This window comes from Erwinia wuhanensis, assembly GCF_030484085.1.
Taxonomy (GTDB): Bacteria; Pseudomonadota; Gammaproteobacteria; order Enterobacterales; family Enterobacteriaceae; genus Erwinia; species Erwinia aeris.
Genome location: NZ_JAUJUH010000001.1, coordinates 106475 through 124757, shown reverse-complemented (window position 1 = coordinate 124757; position 18283 = coordinate 106475). Strand labels below are relative to the sequence as shown.

Annotated in this window: 16 protein-coding genes; 4 read left to right on the top strand and 12 right to left on the bottom strand. The window is 51.2% G+C overall.

What is annotated here, in order from left to right; genetic code table 11:
• Positions 1-61: 61 nt before the first annotated feature.
• The 9 genes from zwf to QZH36_RS00500 form a co-directional block, all read right to left on the bottom strand.
• Positions 62-1537 (bottom strand): glucose-6-phosphate dehydrogenase, encoded by a 1476-nt coding sequence (gene zwf / locus QZH36_RS00540; RefSeq protein WP_301252187.1) that lies wholly within the window; start codon positions 1535-1537, stop codon positions 62-64.
• Positions 1538-2028: 491 nt separating this feature from the next.
• Positions 2029-3252, bottom strand: a complete 1224-nt coding sequence (locus QZH36_RS00535; protein ID WP_301729446.1) for an MFS transporter — start codon at positions 3250-3252, stop codon at positions 2029-2031.
• Between the two features lie 18 nt (positions 3253-3270).
• Positions 3271-4539: an ATP-grasp domain-containing protein gene (locus QZH36_RS00530; RefSeq protein ID WP_301729445.1), complete on the bottom strand. Its 1269-nt coding sequence runs from the start codon at positions 4537-4539 to the stop codon at positions 3271-3273.
• Between the two features lie 157 nt (positions 4540-4696).
• A complete protein-coding gene (locus tag QZH36_RS00525) occupies positions 4697-5881 on the bottom strand; it encodes an aminotransferase-like domain-containing protein (RefSeq protein ID WP_253460755.1) in 1185 nt (394 codons plus the stop codon).
• 201 nt (positions 5882-6082) lie between these two features.
• Positions 6083-6430 (bottom strand): hypothetical protein, encoded by a 348-nt coding sequence (locus tag QZH36_RS00520; RefSeq protein ID WP_253460752.1) that lies wholly within the window; start codon positions 6428-6430, stop codon positions 6083-6085.
• Between the two features lie 4 nt (positions 6431-6434).
• The gene (locus tag QZH36_RS00515; protein ID WP_253460749.1) at positions 6435-7418 is read right to left on the bottom strand and encodes a TauD/TfdA family dioxygenase; all 984 of its coding nucleotides are present in this window, start codon (positions 7416-7418) and stop codon (positions 6435-6437) included.
• Between the two features lie 46 nt (positions 7419-7464).
• Positions 7465-8196 carry an SDR family NAD(P)-dependent oxidoreductase gene (locus QZH36_RS00510; RefSeq protein WP_253460746.1) on the bottom strand — a complete coding sequence of 244 codons (732 nt, stop codon included), beginning with the start codon at positions 8194-8196 and terminating at the stop codon, positions 7465-7467.
• Positions 8180-8905 carry a 2OG-Fe dioxygenase family protein gene (locus tag QZH36_RS00505; protein ID WP_301252192.1) on the bottom strand — a complete coding sequence of 242 codons (726 nt, stop codon included), beginning with the start codon at positions 8903-8905 and terminating at the stop codon, positions 8180-8182. The genes QZH36_RS00510 and QZH36_RS00505 overlap by 17 nt, the downstream gene beginning before the upstream one ends.
• Before the next feature lie 4 nt (positions 8906-8909).
• Positions 8910-9740, bottom strand: a complete 831-nt coding sequence (locus QZH36_RS00500) for a hypothetical protein (RefSeq protein ID WP_253460740.1) — start codon at positions 9738-9740, stop codon at positions 8910-8912.
• Positions 9741-10400: 660 nt separating this feature from the next.
• Here QZH36_RS00500 and pyk point away from each other — a divergent pair.
• Both pyk and QZH36_RS00490 read left to right on the top strand, forming a co-directional pair.
• Positions 10401-11843 (top strand): pyruvate kinase, encoded by a 1443-nt coding sequence (gene pyk, locus QZH36_RS00495; RefSeq protein WP_125287906.1) that lies wholly within the window; start codon positions 10401-10403, stop codon positions 11841-11843.
• Positions 11844-11994: 151 nt separating this feature from the next.
• Entirely contained in the window at positions 11995-13224 is a 1230-nt protein-coding gene (locus QZH36_RS00490) for an MFS transporter (RefSeq protein WP_301729444.1), read from the top strand.
• A 29-nt stretch (positions 13225-13253) separates the two neighbouring features.
• On the opposite strand, the gene lpxM is transcribed toward QZH36_RS00490, so the two are convergent.
• The 3 genes from lpxM to znuA all read right to left on the bottom strand — a co-directional run bounded on the left by lpxM (position 13254) and on the right by znuA (position 16642).
• Positions 13254-14222, bottom strand: coding sequence for a lauroyl-Kdo(2)-lipid IV(A) myristoyltransferase (gene lpxM, locus QZH36_RS00485; RefSeq protein ID WP_301729443.1), 969 nt, complete (start codon positions 14220-14222; stop codon positions 13254-13256).
• Positions 14223-14350: 128 nt separating this feature from the next.
• Positions 14351-15682, bottom strand: a complete 1332-nt coding sequence (gene mepM / locus QZH36_RS00480; protein ID WP_253460731.1) for a murein DD-endopeptidase MepM — start codon at positions 15680-15682, stop codon at positions 14351-14353.
• Between the two features lie 12 nt (positions 15683-15694).
• Positions 15695-16642: a zinc ABC transporter substrate-binding protein ZnuA gene (znuA, locus tag QZH36_RS00475; protein ID WP_253460729.1), complete on the bottom strand. Its 948-nt coding sequence runs from the start codon at positions 16640-16642 to the stop codon at positions 15695-15697.
• A gap of 77 nt (positions 16643-16719) precedes the next feature.
• Here znuA and znuC point away from each other — a divergent pair, with 77 nt between their 5' ends.
• Both znuC and znuB read left to right on the top strand, forming a co-directional pair.
• A complete protein-coding gene (gene znuC, locus QZH36_RS00470) occupies positions 16720-17472 on the top strand; it encodes a zinc ABC transporter ATP-binding protein ZnuC (RefSeq protein ID WP_253460726.1) in 753 nt (250 codons plus the stop codon).
• Positions 17469-18254 carry a zinc ABC transporter permease subunit ZnuB gene (gene znuB, locus QZH36_RS00465; RefSeq protein WP_301729442.1) on the top strand — a complete coding sequence of 262 codons (786 nt, stop codon included), beginning with the start codon at positions 17469-17471 and terminating at the stop codon, positions 18252-18254. Before znuC ends, znuB begins: the two co-directional genes overlap by 4 nt.
• Positions 18255-18283 lie beyond the last annotated feature (29 nt).

Below are 18283 nucleotides of genomic sequence, written 5' to 3'. Positions count from 1 at the left end.
AATTTTTTACAGGCCGACGCCAGGCGTAAAAAAACCCGCCGAAGCGGGTTAGTCGAGCGTTTTATTCGAACTCGTTCCAGGAACGGCCGTCGCGGGTAATCATCGCGACTGAGGCAACCGGCCCCCAGGTCCCGGCCTGATACGGTTTAGGCGCTTCGTTATCGGCCGCCCAGGCTTCCATGATGGAATCGACCCACTTCCAGGCCTCTTCCACCTCGTCGCGACGTACAAACAGCGCCTGGATGCCGCGCATCGTCTCCAGCAGCAGACGCTCGTAGGCGTCGGCCAGGTGCGACTGGTTAAAGGTTTCCGAGAAGCTTAGATCCAGTTTGGTGGTTTGCAGATTGTGCTTGTGATCCAGCCCCGGTACTTTATTCAGGATCTGGATATCCACCCCTTCATCCGGCTGCAGACGAATGGTCAGCTTGTTCTGCGGCAGTTCCTGCCAGGAATCTTTAAACAGATTCAGCGCCGGGTTTTTAAAATAAACCACGACTTCCGAACACTTGGTCGGCAGACGCTTGCCGGTACGCAGGTAGAACGGCACGCCAGCCCAGCGCCAGTCGTCGATATCGACACGAATAGAGACGAAGGTTTCGGTATTGCTGGATTTGTTGGCGTCTTCTTCCTCAAGATAGCCAGGGACTTTTTTGCCCTGCACAAAGCCGGAGGTGTACTGTCCGCGCACGGTTTTATCGCGCACGTTAGTGTGGTCGATACGGCGCAGCGAGCGCAGCACTTTGACTTTTTCATCGCGGATACGGTCAGCGGTCAGATCGGCCGGCGGCGACATCGCAATCATGGTCAGAACCTGTAACAGGTGGTTCTGGATCATATCGCGCATCTGGCCCGCTTTATCGAAGTAACCCCAGCGTCCTTCGATACCCACCTCTTCCGCCACGGTAATCTGCACGTGATCGATGGTGCGGTTATCCCAGTTAGAGGCAAACAGCGAGTTGGCGAAGCGCAGCGCCAGCAGGTTCAGTACCGTCTCTTTTCCCAAATAATGGTCGATACGGAAAACCTGGTTCTCTTCGAAGTATTCGCCCACCTGATCGTTGATCTCGCGCGAGGTTTCCAGCGAGGTGCCCAGCGGCTTCTCCATCACGACGCGTGCAGGCTGCGCGTTCAGTTTAGCGGTGCCCAGACCTTTACAGATAGCGCCGAACGTTCCCGGCGGCATAGCAAAGTAGTTGATGGTGACGCGCTTTTTCTGGTCAAGCATTTTGCCCAGTTTGGTAAAGTGGGCCGCGTCATTAACGTCCAGATTACAGAAGTCGAGTCGGCTGCTCAGCTTATCCCAAAGCGCCTCGTCGATGGTTTCCTTCATAAAGGTTTCCAGCGCTTCACGAACGACTTTGGTATAAGCCGCTTTATCCCATTCCGCGCGGCCCACGCCAATAATGCGTGACTCTTCATGGATTTGTCCGGCTTTTTCCAGCTGGTACAGGGAAGGCAACAGTTTCCGGCGTGCAAGGTCGCCTTTGGCACCAAAAATCACCAGATCGCATGCCTGGGCTGTTTGTGTAACCGCCATTCTATTCTCCTCGTTGCAGGATAAACCCGACCGGCGGATCCCAGCGCGGTCAGGCTTTTAATTTTCTTTCAATACAATGTACTGCTTTTGCCGGGTCGGCGTAAACCTGGCGACGCCCCGCCAGCACAGAGTAGCCAGTCTCAAAGCTTTTTGCCGCCCAATACACAGGCAGTTTGTGCTTAAAATTTCCGCTCGCTTACTAAGCGTTCCGACCAGAAGCACACGGAATATAACGAGGATAATGCGTTAAAATCAGCGAAAAGCAGCTCAACGACAGTTAACTAACGCTTTTTACCGCAGCAAAAAATCATCGATTTCGCCTTTAAAAGAAATCGACGAAACAGATAGTAAAAAAGCACTGTCACTGTTTAAAGTTACAACAGAAGTTGCGCCAGTCTTTTCATAATCCGCCATGCAGCAGTATCCAGAATGTCGCGAAGAGAGCTAAACCTTCCCCCTTGCAGAACGCGAGCATCAGCGATGGCAAAATATCAGCTCGCCTCTTTTGGCACCTGAGGGAAATATTTTTTATAGCCAAACTTTAGTCGACCAACAAAAAGCAGGACTATGGTCAGTACAAACGAGAGCGCAAAGGCCAGTAGAATGATGTTCTGCAGCGTGGTCTTTTCAGAGAGCAGGCTTACGGCGAGGCCGCCTACTGGAATAGAAAGCAAATTCAACATGCCGACCACGCCGATTACCCTGGACAAAATTGCAGCAGGAATAATCGTGCTACGCATAATTCTGATATAAACGCTGAAGCCTCCGTCAAAGGCGCTCAGAAGCGCATAAAGCGCCACGTAAGCATAATAATTACCTGCCAGTCCAAGAAACAGGCCGCTCGCTAATATGATTAACAGTGAAAGTTGCCCAATCAGCGTCACGCTGAAGCGAAGCGTCAACCGAGGAATAAGGTAAAAAAGCAGCACTGACGCTAAAGCCGCAACGCTTTGCATCAGGCCTAACGCTCCCGACTCCAGCTTAAAATGCTTAAGGATAACGGCCGGAGAGATAGCTAAAACCACGCCATAAATGATATTGACAATCCATGTCATAGTGCACAGATAAATAATTTTCTTGTCTTCGAAAAGATAAACAAAGGCTTCGCGATTAGAGCGCAGGATATCTTTGACCTTAGTCACTCCTGCGGATTCAGGCGAGGCAATAAATAATGTTAAAAGGTTCGCGGCCGACAGCAAAAACAGCGCGGCCGAGATCAAAAGAATGCCATTTACGTGTGCGTGGCTATAAATAACAATGGCGATGGCTGGCCCAAGGATCTGTGAAAATTGCTCTACCGTCTGTATCCTGGAATGCACTCTGGCATACTCTTCACGTGGAACATTGGCCGGTATAATGGACTCGATCGAGACAAAATTCAGGACGTAACACAGAGACATGATGGCCATCAGCGTGGTCAGCGTGGCAAATATGCCGGTGATGTTAACCAGTAAAAAAGCAGCCGCCAGGGCTGCGCATCTGAAGACATCTAACGACAAAAATATTTTTTTGAAGTTTTTCCCCTGCAGTAAACTTCCGGCAATCGGAAAAAACAGCACTCGGGGTATCCACTCGATAACAAATGATAAAGCAGACAGGCTGGTCGAACCGGTTGATTTAAGGATAGCCAAAGGAACGGCGAACATCAGAAACTGATCGCAAAGGGCGCCCAGTCCTCTGCTAATGATGAATTTATGAAAATTAAAAGCGCCCAAAACGACTCCTTTACTCTGTTACACAGATTCCGTTATAAAAGTTTGCGCTGAAAGCGTTTTTGCCATTTCAAGATGTCGGGTAAACAGCGTTTCACTTTGCGTTTCGCCCGGCCAGAAAAATTCGATAATACCTTCCCGGTTACGCCACGAGTCCAGCGGAAAAATCTGTTGGCCCTGTACGGCCATGACATTGAGATGCAGGATTTCTTCAGGCAACGAGGCAGGCACGTTTATCTGCGTAAGCCTCCCCGTTTCCGCTTTCATAAAAGCAATAGCGGCAATGCCTTTGGCGGAGTCGAGGCGGGAAGCGAAAACCATTTCAGGATTAATATAGGATGAGACATGCAGCTGATAAGGGTTATAGCCATAAACCTTTTCAACCAGACTCATGATGCTATCACCGCCCGTCCTGGCGGCTACTTCAATAATTTTAATCTCGCCCTTAGCGCTGACTTTGGCTTCGAAATGAGCAATACCGTATTTAATCCCTAACGTACGACAGGTTCTTTCAGCAAGTTCAATAAGATCGCGATGGGAGGTAAATCGGGAAGGTACTACATGCCCCAGTTCAACGAAATGCGGCGGCGCGCCAAGGTATTTATCCGTCACGCCAATAACACGGCTAAAATCAGGGGTATTCAGGACTTCCACACTGACTTCAAACTCATATGCGATAAATTCTTCGACAATAAATAAACTTTCGTCGGCATTGGCTTCGCCATTGATGCTTTTGACATCGGCAATGCTTTTTTCGAAAGCGCGCACCAGCTCTTCTTCCGAAGAAAATTTTATTACGCCCAGGCTGCCCGCCATCAGGCGTGGTTTAATAATGGCCGGATAACCTGTCTGCGCAACGGCGCTACGTAGCTCGTCAAGTTTGGCAACCTGATAATATTTTGGCACCGGCAGGCCCGCATTTTGCAAACATTCCCGCATGATAAATTTATCTCTGCATCTTTCGACAACGGAGAGATCGTTGTGGGGTAATCCGTAATGTTTAGCAACGAAGGCAGCAGTAACTACGGTAAAATCATTGGTAGGAATAACCGCCCTCGGCGTTCTTCCGGTTAATTCCTCGTACCGTATAACTTCCTTTAGAACTTTCTCATGATCCGAGATGGGTGCACAAATATAGCCATCAAAATATTTAAGCGTATGAGAAAAAATAGTATTACTGACGGTAAAAACATCCATTCCTTCAGAAGCGCGTAAAGCGCCGGCAAAGGCACGTTCGCGGAAAGGGACTTCTGCCCCTACCAGAAGGATATAATCGCCATGCTTATTCATAAACTTCCCTCTAAATAATCTTATGTTTTACTGTCTGCCGCTGCATTTTTTACATACGTAACCTGCCCCGTTCATTAACAGCAGGCACGATTAAGGGCGGCAAAAGCCGCGCTGCGATCGAGAACCATTAGCCGTAAAGCTAACGATCCTTATTGGACTATTTTATTTTTTTCAGCGCCCTGGAAATTCGTATCACTGCTTCCCGCGCCGTTTCTGCGGTAAGCATGGAATAAGAGAGCCGCAGTGAATTTTTTTGCGGATCCCGCGCAAAAAACACTTCTCCGGGTACGAACACGACATTTTCTTTAATACATTCCTGCAAAAGCTGCGAGGCGTCGATACCCTCCGCGAGGTGACACCACAGGAACATTCCCCCATCAGGCGTATTCCACGTGATATCGCCGCCTGAATATTCATGTAAGGATCCAATCAGGTAATCGCGTCGGTCTTTGTAGGTGGCCTTTAATATCTCCACTCTTTCATTGATTCTACCGGACTCAATATAATGTGCGGCTATGCTTTGATTTAAAGTAGAAGTATGCAAATCTAATGCCTGCTTGGCGACAACCGTTGCCATGTGGAAATGTTCGGGCACGGCCAGCCAGCCCAATCGTAATCCTGGTGAGAAGATTTTTGAGAAGCTGGACATATAGCAGACGTTATGATTTTTACCGAACAGACTTTGCGCGACAGAAAATATTGAGGGAACGGGGTCACCGCTGAAGCGCAGATGCCCATAAGGATCGTCTTCAATAATAACCACCTGGTATTGTTGCGACAGCTTAGCGATTTTCACGCGCTGTTCATAACTGATGGTATTACCGGTAGGGTTGGCGAAGTTTGGCGTAAGGTAAACCATTTTCACCCCGCCTGCCGCCATCTCTTTTTCCAGCAGGTTCAGTTCAATACCTTCAGAATCATATTCCAGCTCAACGACCGTGGCGTCGGTATAGCCAAAAATTTGCAGCGCCGCCAGATAAGTTGGCCGTTCAACAAATACTTTGTCACCCTTTTCAAGGAAAACGCGACTTAAAAGATCGATAGCCTGTTGCGACCCGTTAGTAATAATAATGCTTTCCGCATCCACATTCAGATTATGCCCGCTGTTCCAGCGAGAAAGCTGCTCACGCAGGTGTTCCTCGCCTTCGGTAACGCTATACTGGAATAAACCTCTGTGCTCACGAGATAAAATATCTTTGAGAACGGTATCGATACCTTCAACATCGATAAGATCGGTGGCAGGAATTCCTCCTGCAAGCGATATAACACCGGGAATTTTGCTGAATTTCAGCAATTCTCTGACAGCAGAGGATTTGATACCAGCGGACTTTTTAGAAAGCATTGCTCACTCCCAATGAAAATTATTTTTTTAATCGCCGTTTTATCTTACTGTTAAAATTCTGTAACTACAATAATGTGAGGAGCCTAATTGCGCGGTAATCATTACTTTTTTCCATGTAAAAAAGCCGCCCGCAGCAAAGCCAGGCAGCGTTTGTTAGCTTCTATTTTTTTGCAACATAAACCGGGGAAATGGCTACCTGAATCAGACCTTATTTATAAATACAAGGTTTTTTGAGGTTAAAAATTGCGTATAGATTTTTAACTTCTCTTGATCGAGGGCGGTATAGTTGAAAATTTTAGTTTCTTCCGAAATTCTGGTAAGAATCCCTGCTAATCCCAGTAATATGTTGTCCCACTTATCTTCCTCGAGTGAAATAACAATATTTTCACTGTCGGCTACAGCTTCATGTAGACTGGAGCCGATGGCAACAAAGGGAGAAGTATCCGCTTCTTCCGGATAGTAACCTTTCACTACGCAAGCGTTATCGGTCAGCGCCGCATCGATTTTACTCAGGTTGACGACTGAATCACTGATGATAAGATTTTTCATAATATTAATAAGTTAACCCAAGGTATCTTTTTGATTCATCTGCCGCGTGATGGCGGGCCATGTTTGCACTACCGTACAGGCGCACCATCCAGCGATCCAGCCCGTTATATCGGGCTACAAACTTCTGTCGGGAATGCAGGGTACGCTGATTTTTAAACAGCAACATATCGCCTGGTGGAAGCTGAAGGCGGTGATAATGCTTAACCTTCTTGGTGGCTTCCATAAAAATGTTTAAGCTGACCAGCGCAGGATAGTCAACAGGAATAACCGTATCCATATCTGTCCTGTTGTAGTACATCCCGTCTTTGATGCCAAGGATAGCTAGCGGCCCTTTCAACTCATCGCCATTAAATGACGATGGCATCCGAAAGTAGTATTTTTTCTCACATAGCTCGTCAATAACGCGTTGTTCAAGCTGTTGCAACACCTCATCCAGCTCCACGACTTCTGTGAAGACGTCCGGATCCGGGCGTATACCATAGAAAGATAAAATTTCCGGCGAACCTGATACATTATTGGTTTCCTCCGGGATTATCGGCAGGATCGGATTTGAAACATGCATATCCAACGTTAATGCGCTGCCGTGAGAGCTGACTCTTTTTGCCCTTTTTCGCGTCGGCACCACGTGACGGAACAGGAGCCCTTTGTTCTCACGCAGATAAGATATCGGGAAAATACCGCAGGCTGCGAAAACAGCAAACTGCATGACGCTGGCTATCGGCAGATCGGCGTTATCAACATAGCCGGTATAAGGTGTCTCTTTAACGTTATAGTCAAAAGGCAGACCGTTGACGCGCAGAATATTTCCTTCACCAGGCATAAAACCAATTAGAGCGGCGAACGTCTCCGGGCTAAGGATATTTTTAACTTGTTCTTTCAGACTTGAGAGCGAGGAAAAAAGCATCTCATCATCAAACTCTTTAAAACTTTCAGCCAGTCTTTTCAGGCCCTGCTGTTCTTCCCATGAAATCCATACGGTTTCGATCACTGATATTCTCCAGTAATTATTTAACGCAGCTGTTAACAGACCGCTATTACAAATCTTTGCCGCAGGTCCATCCGCCATCAATAACAAAATTCGCGCCGTTGATAAATTGCGAATTTCTGTCGGAGAGCAGATTAACCACGGCGGCAATATCCTGGGGTTCGCCTGTTCGGGTTGAATACATTCCACTGTATATTTTTTTCATGGTGGCTTCTTCATGAAAATAGTGTTCAGTCATTCCCGTACGGGTAATAGCCGGTGATACTGAGTTACACCTTATTCCTTGACGACCAAACTCCAGAGCGAACTGTTTTGTCAGGCCAATTAAAGCATGTTTCGACGAGACATAGGCGGTTCTGTCAGGTTCAGCCAGAATCCCGCTTACAGAAGCAATGTTAACAATACTTCCCTCTTTGTTTTGTGCGACCAGCTTTCTGCAAAAGTTTCTCGAAATTAGAAAAGGCGCGGTGGTATTGATTGCATATACAGCCGACCAGTTTTCAAGACTCAGGTCCAGCAAGGGTACGATCTCCCTGATACCGGCAGCGTTGATCAGAAGGTTGTATTCGCCGAACGGTAAGTCATTGAATGAATTTTCATTCAGAGCATTCAGGTCCATCAAATCCGTTCTGATAAATTTAAAGCCATCACGAACTATATCGTTTTCAAGATCCAGTCCGAATACCTGATAGTTCCTCTCGAGCAGGGAGTAAACGATTTCTTTGCCAATACCGCCATTACTTCCGGTAACAATTGCTATATTTTCATTCAATACCTTCACCCGTTTCCCTTTTTTGGAAAGTTACCAGGATGATATCCCTGTGCAAAAATGCATTATCGTCATATTCCTCTGGCACACTCATTGGCGTGACCGCATGAAAACAGCGATGATTAACCACTAACGTATCAAAGGTTTTTTTCATCCTTAATACACGGTCAATCCTCTTAGGATGCTTAGCTATTATGCTTTCTCCGCCGACAAGATCTTCCGAAACATCCACCAGATGCATAAAAACGACGTCCTCATCATCTTTGTGTAGCCATGCAGGAGAACTGTACGCCGGTTCTTTTCCCGCGTTATAGCGAAACAGATGTACACCAATCATTAACTCTTCAACGGGCGGCATGTCTTCGATATTTTTTACAATGTCGATATCTGTTTTCACTATCTTATTGAACAGCGCTGTTTTGAGGATTTCCGCACCGATATTTTGATAGTCTCTGACCACGCCACCTGTTACGGGATTATATCTTTTAGTTTGCTGATAAGGTTCAAACTTTCCATAAGTTACCTCGTTGTTCTGCCAGGCAACCTGAATATAATTTCTTAATCGATTTCCTTCAGAATAGGTATCCAAAGGCATATCGGCAAAATTAGCCTTTAAAATTTTAAGCTCATCTTCAGCAATGGTGAAATCTGTGAAGTTCTTAAGATTAAACTTAGCGTAACCCTGCCCTTGTAAATCCTGAACAATATTATCTATTTCCATTTTTCTACGTCCACCAGACCACTTTATTATCGATATAACCGATAAAGCGACCGGAGCTGATCCTCTCGTTCTCTACCGAACTGGTCACGCCATGGAGATAGGAAGCATTGAGAAAATAAAGATCGCCAGGTTTTAAACGCACTGTGAAACTTTCAAAGCTATCAGCGAACGCCAATGGATAAGGATAACCTGTGTCCAGAACATCAAATTCTTTACGGATATTGTCATCCGGCCTACAGTTCCACACCTTCAGTTCCCCGCCGTTAGCAGCATCGCAAACGCACAGATTGGAAGAAATAACGTTTTTAGCCGCTGCAATTTCATAACCGTCTTGCTCAGCAAATTTTAACTGGGCGCTGTCATCATGTGGCCATAACGACATATTACCGTTGTCCAGCCATCGTCTGGTGGTGGCAAAATTGGCATTATGGCTTTTAAACGCCGACGGTCGATAAGAAATTTTTTCCTGAGAAAAGAAATTTTCCAGCTGTTTATCCATATAAAGCGTTCTCACTACATCATCAGACATACCCTGATATAAATTCAGAACGTCCGCATCCGACTCCAGGGTGGCATTGATGTATTCCATTCCGGTTTTATGGAATTGTGAAGAACCTATCTGTTCTGTTTTCACAAAGCCGTCATCCGGGCGGTGATTGCCTTTTATCCGCATAATTTCATAAAAATTACTTTTTATTTTTTCACAGACCGCCGGGTCTACCGCATTACGAATGATATAAAGCACTCTGCCATCAGCATTTCCTTCCAGGATGATTTTTGATATTTTATATAAGTCCAGGTCTTCGATAACGTCTTCATAGTATTGGAACGGCATACACCCTCACAAAAGTTATTATTGTTATTCCCCTGATACAAAATAATAAATCAATTGTTATAATATGGTTATGTTTTAACACCTGGTTTTTTTAACGTCAACATTATTACTCATTGGGCATTGTCATCGGCGACCAAATTCCACTTTTGTTTTAAGCGTGAAAGTCCTCTCTGTGGATAATAAACTTAAGTGATAATTATTTCGCGAGCGTTGTGAATGATTACTGTTGATAAATTAGTCGCTACTATCCGTTGGTTTGCGGCTTCGCTCTGGCATTAAATGCTGCGCCCGTGAGAATAGCGGCGTACAGAGTGGCTACAGTCTGTCGGAAAACACGGCTAATTTAAGGCATTTTCTCGGCGGTTTTTTTCTTCAGAATCGGAATAATCGCTTAAGCTTTTTGCTCCCTTTTTGCTACCGGATCGTCTGGTGAGATTACGCCGCCTGTTAAAATTGCGGCGGCGGACGGAGACAAGGTGGTGACTTCAGCCACGCGTCCCAGTATTGTATCCATTGAGGGCTTTGCCGCCCGTCTGCAGAACCAATACTAAAAGAAACAGAACGGTTCCCGCTTTGTTTCATCAGTATAGATGTGCACAGATGCACCGCGGGTGACGGCCTGACCTTTCATCCGTGGTTTTTAAACACAAGGAACTCCCCATGACTCGACGTTTAAGAAGAACCAAGATCGTTACCACCCTGGGTCCGGCTACCGATCGCGACAATAATCTCGAAAAAATTATCGCTGCCGGGGCCAACGTGGTTCGACTTAACTTCTCACACGGGACGCCAGAAGATCATATGCAGCGCGCCAGCAACGTGCGCGCAATTGCGGCAAAGCTGGGCCGTCATGTGGCCATTCTGGGCGATCTTCAGGGCCCTAAAATTCGTGTATCCACCTTTAAAGAAGGCAAAGTCTTCCTTAACCAGGGCGACCGCTTTTTGCTGGATGCCAGCCTGAGTAAAGGCGAAGGCGATAAAGAAAAGGTAGGCATCGACTATAAAGGCCTGCCGGCCGACGTTGTGCCGGGCGATATCCTGCTGCTGGACGACGGCCGCGTACAGTTGAAAGTACTGGAAGTCCAGGGCATGAAAGTCTTTACCGAAGTCACCGTCGGCGGCCCGCTTTCCAATAATAAAGGCATCAATAAGCTGGGCGGCGGGCTGTCTGCCGACGCGCTGACGGAAAAAGATAAAGCGGACATTATCACCGCCGCTAAAATCGACGTGGATTATCTGGCCGTCTCCTTCCCACGCTGCGGCGAAGATCTGAATTACGCTCGCCGTCTGGCTCGCGAAGCAGGCTGCGAGGCGAAAATCGTGTCTAAAGTTGAACGGGCGGAAGCCGTAGCGTCGCAGGAAGCCATGGATGACATTATCCTGGCGTCGGACGTGGTGATGGTCGCCAGGGGCGATTTGGGCGTTGAAATTGGCGATCCGGAACTGGTCGGCATCCAGAAAGCGCTGATCCGCCGCGCTCGCCAGCTGAACCGTTCGGTTATCACCGCAACCCAAATGATGGAGTCGATGATCACCAATCCTATGCCGACGCGCGCAGAAGTTATGGACGTGGCGAATGCCGTGCTGGACGGAACCGATGCCGTTATGCTGTCGGCGGAAACCGCAGCGGGCCAGTATCCGGCGGAAACCGTCACAGCCATGGCTAAGGTCTGCCTTGGCGCGGAGAAAATCCCGAGTATCAACGTCTCCAAGCACCGTCTGGACGTGCAGTTCGACAATATCGAAGAGGCCATCGCCATGTCCGCGATGTACGCCGCCAACCATCTTCAGGGCGTTACCGCGATTATCACCATGACGGAGTCCGGCCGCACCGCGCTGATGACCTCACGCATCACTTCCGGCCTGCCGATTTTTGCGATGTCGCGCCATGAGCACACGTTAAACCTCACCGCGCTGTATCGCGGCGTGACGCCGGTCTATTTCGACAGCAACAATGACGGCGTGGTTGCGGCGCATGATGCGATTAATCTGCTGCGTGATAAAGGCTTCCTGATGTCTGGCGATCTGGTCATCGTCACCCAGGGCGACGTTATGAGCACCACCGGCACCACCAATACCAGCCGCGTGCTGCGGGTAGAATAACGCTTACGGTTATCGGGCCTTCGCGCCCGATAACTTTTTCCACCCTGCTGTTCCCTTTTCCGCTATTTTTTCAGCAACTTTTTGTCCGCCCGTCATACAACTCCCGTATGCTGTCGCGATTTAGATCCTGTTTACTCTGGAAGGAGCCTTAATGCCCGCTTTTGTTCCGGTGACGGCCATCACTCGTCGCCATTTGATTTTTCCCCTTTCGCTGGTGCTGTTTGAGTTCGCCAGCTATATCGCCCATGACATGATCCAGCCCGGAATGCTGCTGGTGACCAACGAGTTCGGCGTCGGCCCGGAATGGGTTTCCGCCTCGCTAACCGCCTATCTGGCCGGCGGCATCGTGCTGCAATGGCTGCTGGGGCCGCTTTCCGACAAGCTTGGCCGCAGGCCGGTGATGCTGGCAGGCGTGGCCTTTTTTACCCTGGCCTGCGTGGGGACGCATTGGGTCGGCTCCGTCGGGCAGTTTATTCTGATGCGCTTCCTGCAGGGCACCAGCCTCTGTTTTATTGGCGCGGTCGGCTATGCCGCCATCCAGGAAGCCTTTAACGAAGCCCTGAGCGTGAAAATGATGGCGCTGATGGCTAACGTAGCGCTACTGGCACCGTTGGCAGGCCCGCTGGCCGGTGCCGCCTTTCTCTCGGTGGGCGACTGGCGTACGATGTTCTGGCTGTTCGGCGCCGTCAGCGCGGTGGCGCTGGTCGGCCTGTGGCGAACGATGCCGGAAACTGCGGGCGACCGCAGCACCTCCGTTTCAGTTAAGTCGCTGGGCAAAGGCTATCTTAGCCTGGTGCGGGATCGCCAGGTGATGAGCGGTTCGCTGGCTATCGGCCTGGTCAGTATCCCCTGCCTGGGCTGGGTAGCGCTGTCGCCGGTGATCCTGATCCATGACGAGCATCTTTCCCGTATGACCTACGCGCTGCTCCAGCTGCCGGTGTTTGTGGCGATGATTATCGGCAATCTGACCCTGGGCCGTCTGTCCGGCCGCGTACCGATTGAGCAGCCGCTGAAGCTGGCCACGTGGCCGATCCTGATTGGCCTGGCGGTAGCAACGCTTGCCAGCGCGCTGAACGCCCACAGCTACCTCTGGCTTACCGCAGGCCTGAGCCTGTACGGTTTTGGCACGGGGCTGGTTAACGCCGGCCTTTACCGCCTGACGCTGTTTTCCAGCTCGTCGGGCAAAGGCAGCGTCGCCGCGATGCTGGGCATGGTAAGTATTCTGGTCTTTACGTTAGGGATCGAAGCGGTGAAAAGCGCCTATTTCAGCGGCGGCAGCTTCTGGTTCAGCCTGGTCAATCTGGCCTGCGGACTGCTCTGGTTCTGGCTGGTGAAAGCCTTTCTGCGCGAGCGTAACCGACGGATAGCGCTGGCACAGTAAAAAAGCCCCGCCAGACGGCGGGGCTTTTTTTATTTTTTAGGGAAAAGATCTTTGCGGCGGTAAGGCTCAGTCTCACCCTCTTTGCGGGTCTTCAGCAGCTTCAAAATCCAGGCGTACTGCTCAGGATTAGGCCGCACCAGAAGCTCCACTTCCTCATTCATTCTGCGCGCCAGCGTTTTATCATCCGCTGCCAGCAGATCGTCCATTGGCGAGCGCAAATAGATATCCAGCCGATGCGTTTTGCTGTTGTAAACCGGGAACAGCGGCACCACGCGGGCACGGCAGACCTTCATCAGCCTGCCTAACGCAGGCAGCGTGGCCTTGTAGGTGGCGAAGAAATCCACGAATTCGCTGTGCTCTGCGCCATGATCCTCATCCGGTAAGTAATAGCCACAGTATCCCTGGCGCACCGAGCTGATAAACGGCTTGATGCCGTTATCCCGGGAGTGCATACGGCCGCCAAAACGGCGGCGCACCGCGTTCCAGATATAGTCCATTACCGGGTTCCGCTGGTGATGGAACATGGCCGCCATTTTATGCCCTTCCGAAGCCAGCGCCATTGCCGGGATATCCACCGCCCAGCCGTGCGGTACCAGAAAGATGATGTTCTGATTTTGCGCGCCGATCTGCTCAATAATTTCTTTATTATGCCAGGTGATACGCTGCACTGCATGGGCCGGACGCAGAGCCAGCTCGGCCATCATCACTATAGACTGCGGCGCCGTGGCGAACATTTCATCAATGATTTTTTCGCGATCGGCTTCTGCTACCTCAGGCATACAGTAAAACAAATTGATTTGCGCACGACGTCGCGCGCTCTTCGCGTATTTTCCGGCGAAGCGCCCCAGCGCGCCCAGTAACGGATCCCGCATTTTTGCCGGGAGCCAGGCCATTCCGGCGCAAAGCCCAATCGCCAGCCAGCTTCCCCAATAGCGCGGCAGCAGAAAGGATTTCCGAAAGGTGGGAATAAATTCATTATTGCTTTTCTTGTTTTCCATGCACTCGCCTCAAATTCTGAGCGGCTAATGATAGTGCCGACGCACAATTTTGCAATGCCCGCCTCATTTTACCCATAAAGAAAAGCCGACGGCTAAAGCGTCGGCTTTTTTGGCGGGAAAGTTAATGCTTACTTAAAGCGCAGCTGTGGCGTGACTTCGCGAACCTGCGCCAGATAATCGCTGCGGTCTTTACCGGTCAGCCCTTCCATACGCGGCAGCTTCGCCGTAAGCGGATTGACGGCCTGGTTGTTGATCCAGACTTCAAAGTGCAGATGCGGCCCCGTTGAGCGACCGGTATTGCCGCTCAAACCAACGCGCTCGCCGCGCTTCACTTTATCGCCTGGCTTCACCAGCAGCTTTTTCATATGCATATAGCGCGTCATATACTGACGGCCATGACGAATGGCAACATAGTTGCCCGCGCCGCCGCTGCGTTTCGCCACGATCACTTCACCGTCGCCTACCGCCAGCACCGGCGTGCCCAGCGGGATAGCGAAGTCCACGCCCTTATGCGGCGCGACACGACCGGTCACCGGATTCAGGCGATGCGGGTTGAAGTTGGACGACACGCGATACTGTCTGGCCGTCGGGAAGCGCATAAAGCCGTGCGCCAGTCCGGCGCCGCTGCGATCGTAGAATTTGCCGTCGGCAGCGCGAATCGCATAGTAGTCTTTGCCGCCGGTTTGCAGACGAACGCCGGCAAGGCGGCTCTGCTGGCTCTTGCCATCCATCATCTCGCGCGACATCAGCACGGAGAAACGGTCGCCGTTACGCAACTTACGGAAGTCCATCTGCCACTGCAACGCTTTGATCACGGCGCTGATTTCGCCGCTGCTCAGCCCGGCGTTTCGCGCGCTGGTCACGAAACTGCCCTCCACCGTGCCGGAGAGCACGTTGTTTTGCCACTCGCCCTGCTGAACCGCAGCGGAGGATTTAAAGGTGTTGCCGGAACGATCGTAGGTGCGGGTTTCGCGGCGCGACGCTTCCCAGGTCAGCCGCTGCAGCTGGCCGTCGTCGGTTAACGTCCAGGAGAGCTGCTGACCAATTTGCAGGTTACGCAGATCCTTATCCACCTTGACCAGCTGGTTGATATCTCCCATATCGATGCCATACTGATTAAGAACGCTGCTTAACGTATCTCCCGATGACACCACGTAATCATGCGTGCCGGTTTCGCTGGGCACATCCTGGTCTATCTCATCTTTCGGCACGTCGTCATCAGGCGAAGGCATATCCTGATCGATTGGCTCGCTGGCTTCCGGCAACAGCGTACGCAGCTGTTCTTTATCCAGCTCTATGCTTTTGACGATCGGATTTTCACCGCTGACGGTGGGATGGTAAACGAAAGGCCGCCATACGGAGACGGCCAGCGTAACAACGGTGAGCGAACCCAGCATAACGCGGTGGGTTCGCGGCAATGTATTAAACGCCATAGCGACAGCGCGGGCAATTTGCTGCACGTATTAGTTCCTCTAAGCTCCTTTCAGGCAGCTCGCGTACTGGCTGGACAGCTGTGAGAGGAATTTCACATAGCTGTCTCTTCCCGGAGTGATGTCCGTTCCCAGCGGATCCAGCGTTCCTGTACGCACTTTGGTTCCTCTGGCAACAGCATCGATCACGGCCGGCCTGAATTGTGGCTCAGCAAAGACGCAGACGGCCTTTTGCTCAACCAACTCTGTTCGAATTTGATGTAAACGCTGAGCGCCGGGCTGGATTTCAGGGTTGACGGTAAAATGACCCGCAGGAGTCAGACCGAAATGTTTTTCAAAGTAGGTGTAAGCATCGTGAAAAACGAAATAACCCTTCCCTTTTACCGGCTCAAGCTGAGCGGCTATTTGCGTATCAGCCGTGGCCAATTCTGCCTCAAAATGCTGCAGGTTCGCGTCTAGTTTGTCTCTGCTCTGCGGCATAAGTTCCAATAATTTTGCATGGATTGCAACCGCAGATTGCCTTGCGATTTCCGGGGACATCCACAAGTGCATATTATATTCGCCGTGGTGGTGTGCATGGGCATGTTCATCCGCTGCTTCAGCGCCCTCCTCATGCTCGTGCGCATCGTCATCCGCCCCACGAACCAGCAGGGGTTTAACCGCCGTTAACTCAGCCAGTTCGAGGTTTTTTTGCGCGGGCAGCGCGGCGACCGCCTTCGGCAAGAAAGCCTCCATTTCCGGCCCGATCCAGACCACAAGATCCGCGCTCTGCAGGCGTTTAATGTCCGAAGGACGCAGCGCGTAGTCATGCTCTGAAGCCCCATCCGGCAGTAAAATTTCCACCGGCGTAACGCCATCGGCAATAGCGGCAGCGATAAAGCCCAACGGTTTAACAGAGGCCACTACCGCAGCCTGGGCGGTAGAGGTCAGCGAAGCGGCAAATCCCAGGGCAGAAAGCAGCGTTAACAAGGGCTTGGTTTTATGTAACATAATGATTCAGTCCATCGTGACAGGTCGAAGAATTGTGATATTATAACATTCGATAACTTCTGCAACCCGTAATCACTATGACCTCACTGATTAGCCTTGAAAAAATTTCCGTCAGCTTTGGTCAGCGCGCCGTGCTTTCTAACGTTTCGCTGACGCTGGAGCCGGGCAAAATATTAACGCTGCTCGGGCCTAACGGTGCCGGTAAGTCTACGCTGGTGCGCGTGGTACTGGGACTGATTTCGCCAACGCGAGGCAGCGTGGTGCGCCACGAACAGCTGCGTATTGGCTACGTGCCGCAAAAAATTCATCTGGACGCTACGCTGCCGCTGACCGTCGAGCGCTTTATGCTGCTGCGCGGCGGCGTCAAGCGCGGCGATATCCTGCCCGCGCTGAAAAGGGTGCAGGCCGCACAGCTGGTGGACGCGCCGCTGCAAAAGCTCTCCGGCGGGGAAATGCAGCGCGTGCTGCTGGCCCGCGCCCTGCTCAACCAGCCGCAGCTGCTGGTGCTGGACGAGCCGACGCAGGGCGTTGACGTGAACGGCCAGGTGGCGCTTTACGATCTGATCGATCAGCTACGGCGCGAGCTGAACTGTGGCGTGCTGATGGTTTCCCATGATTTGCATCTGGTAATGGCAAAGACCGACGAGGTGCTGTGCCTGAATCAGCATATCTGCTGTTCCGGTACGCCGGAGGCGGTCTCTCAGCATCCGGAATTTATCTCTATGTTTGGCCCGCGCGGCGCCGAGCAGCTGGCTATCTATCGCCATCAGCATAACCATCGTCACGACCTTCAGGGACGTATCGTTTTACGCAGAGGACAAACCAAGTGATTGAACTGTTGCTGCCCGGCTGGCTGGCGGGTTTCTTTCTGGCGCTGGCGGCTGGCCCGCTCGGCTCGTTTGTGGTCTGGCGCCGCATGTCCTATTTTGGCGATACGCTGGCGCACGCTTCACTGCTTGGCGTGGCTTTTGGACTGTTGCTGAACGTCAGCCCGTTTTATGCGGTGATCGCCGTTACGCTGCTGCTGGCGCTGCTGCTGGTCTGGCTGGAGCGTCGGCCGCATCTGGCTATCGATACGCTGCTGGGCATTATGGCGCACAGCGCGCTGTCGCTGGGCCTGGTGGTGGTCAGCCTGATGTCCGGCGTGCGGGTGGATCTGATGGCCTATCTGTTCGGCGATCTGCTGGCCGTAACGCCGACCGATCTTTATACCATCGCCGCTGGCGTGGTCGTGGTGCTGGCGGTGCTGGCGGCTAACTGGCGCTCGCTGCTTTCCATGACCATCAGCCCGGAGCTGGCCCAGGTAGACGGCGTCAATATCCAGCGGACTAAGATGGTGTTGATGCTGGTAACGGCGCTGACCATCGGCGTGGCGATGAAGTTCGTCGGCGCGTTGATTATCACCTCGCTGCTGATCATTCCTGCCGCAACGGCACGACGGTTTGCGCGCTCGCCGGAGCAGATGGCTGGGGTCGCGGTGCTGGTGGGGATTCTGGCGGTGACTGCCGGCCTGACCTTCTCCGCCTTTTACGATACGCCGGCCGGGCCGTCGGTGGTGCTGGGCGCGTCGCTGATGTTTATGCTCAGCATGGTAAAAAAACCGGCGGTCTGAAACGTCCGTCAGGGAAAGAAAAAACCGGT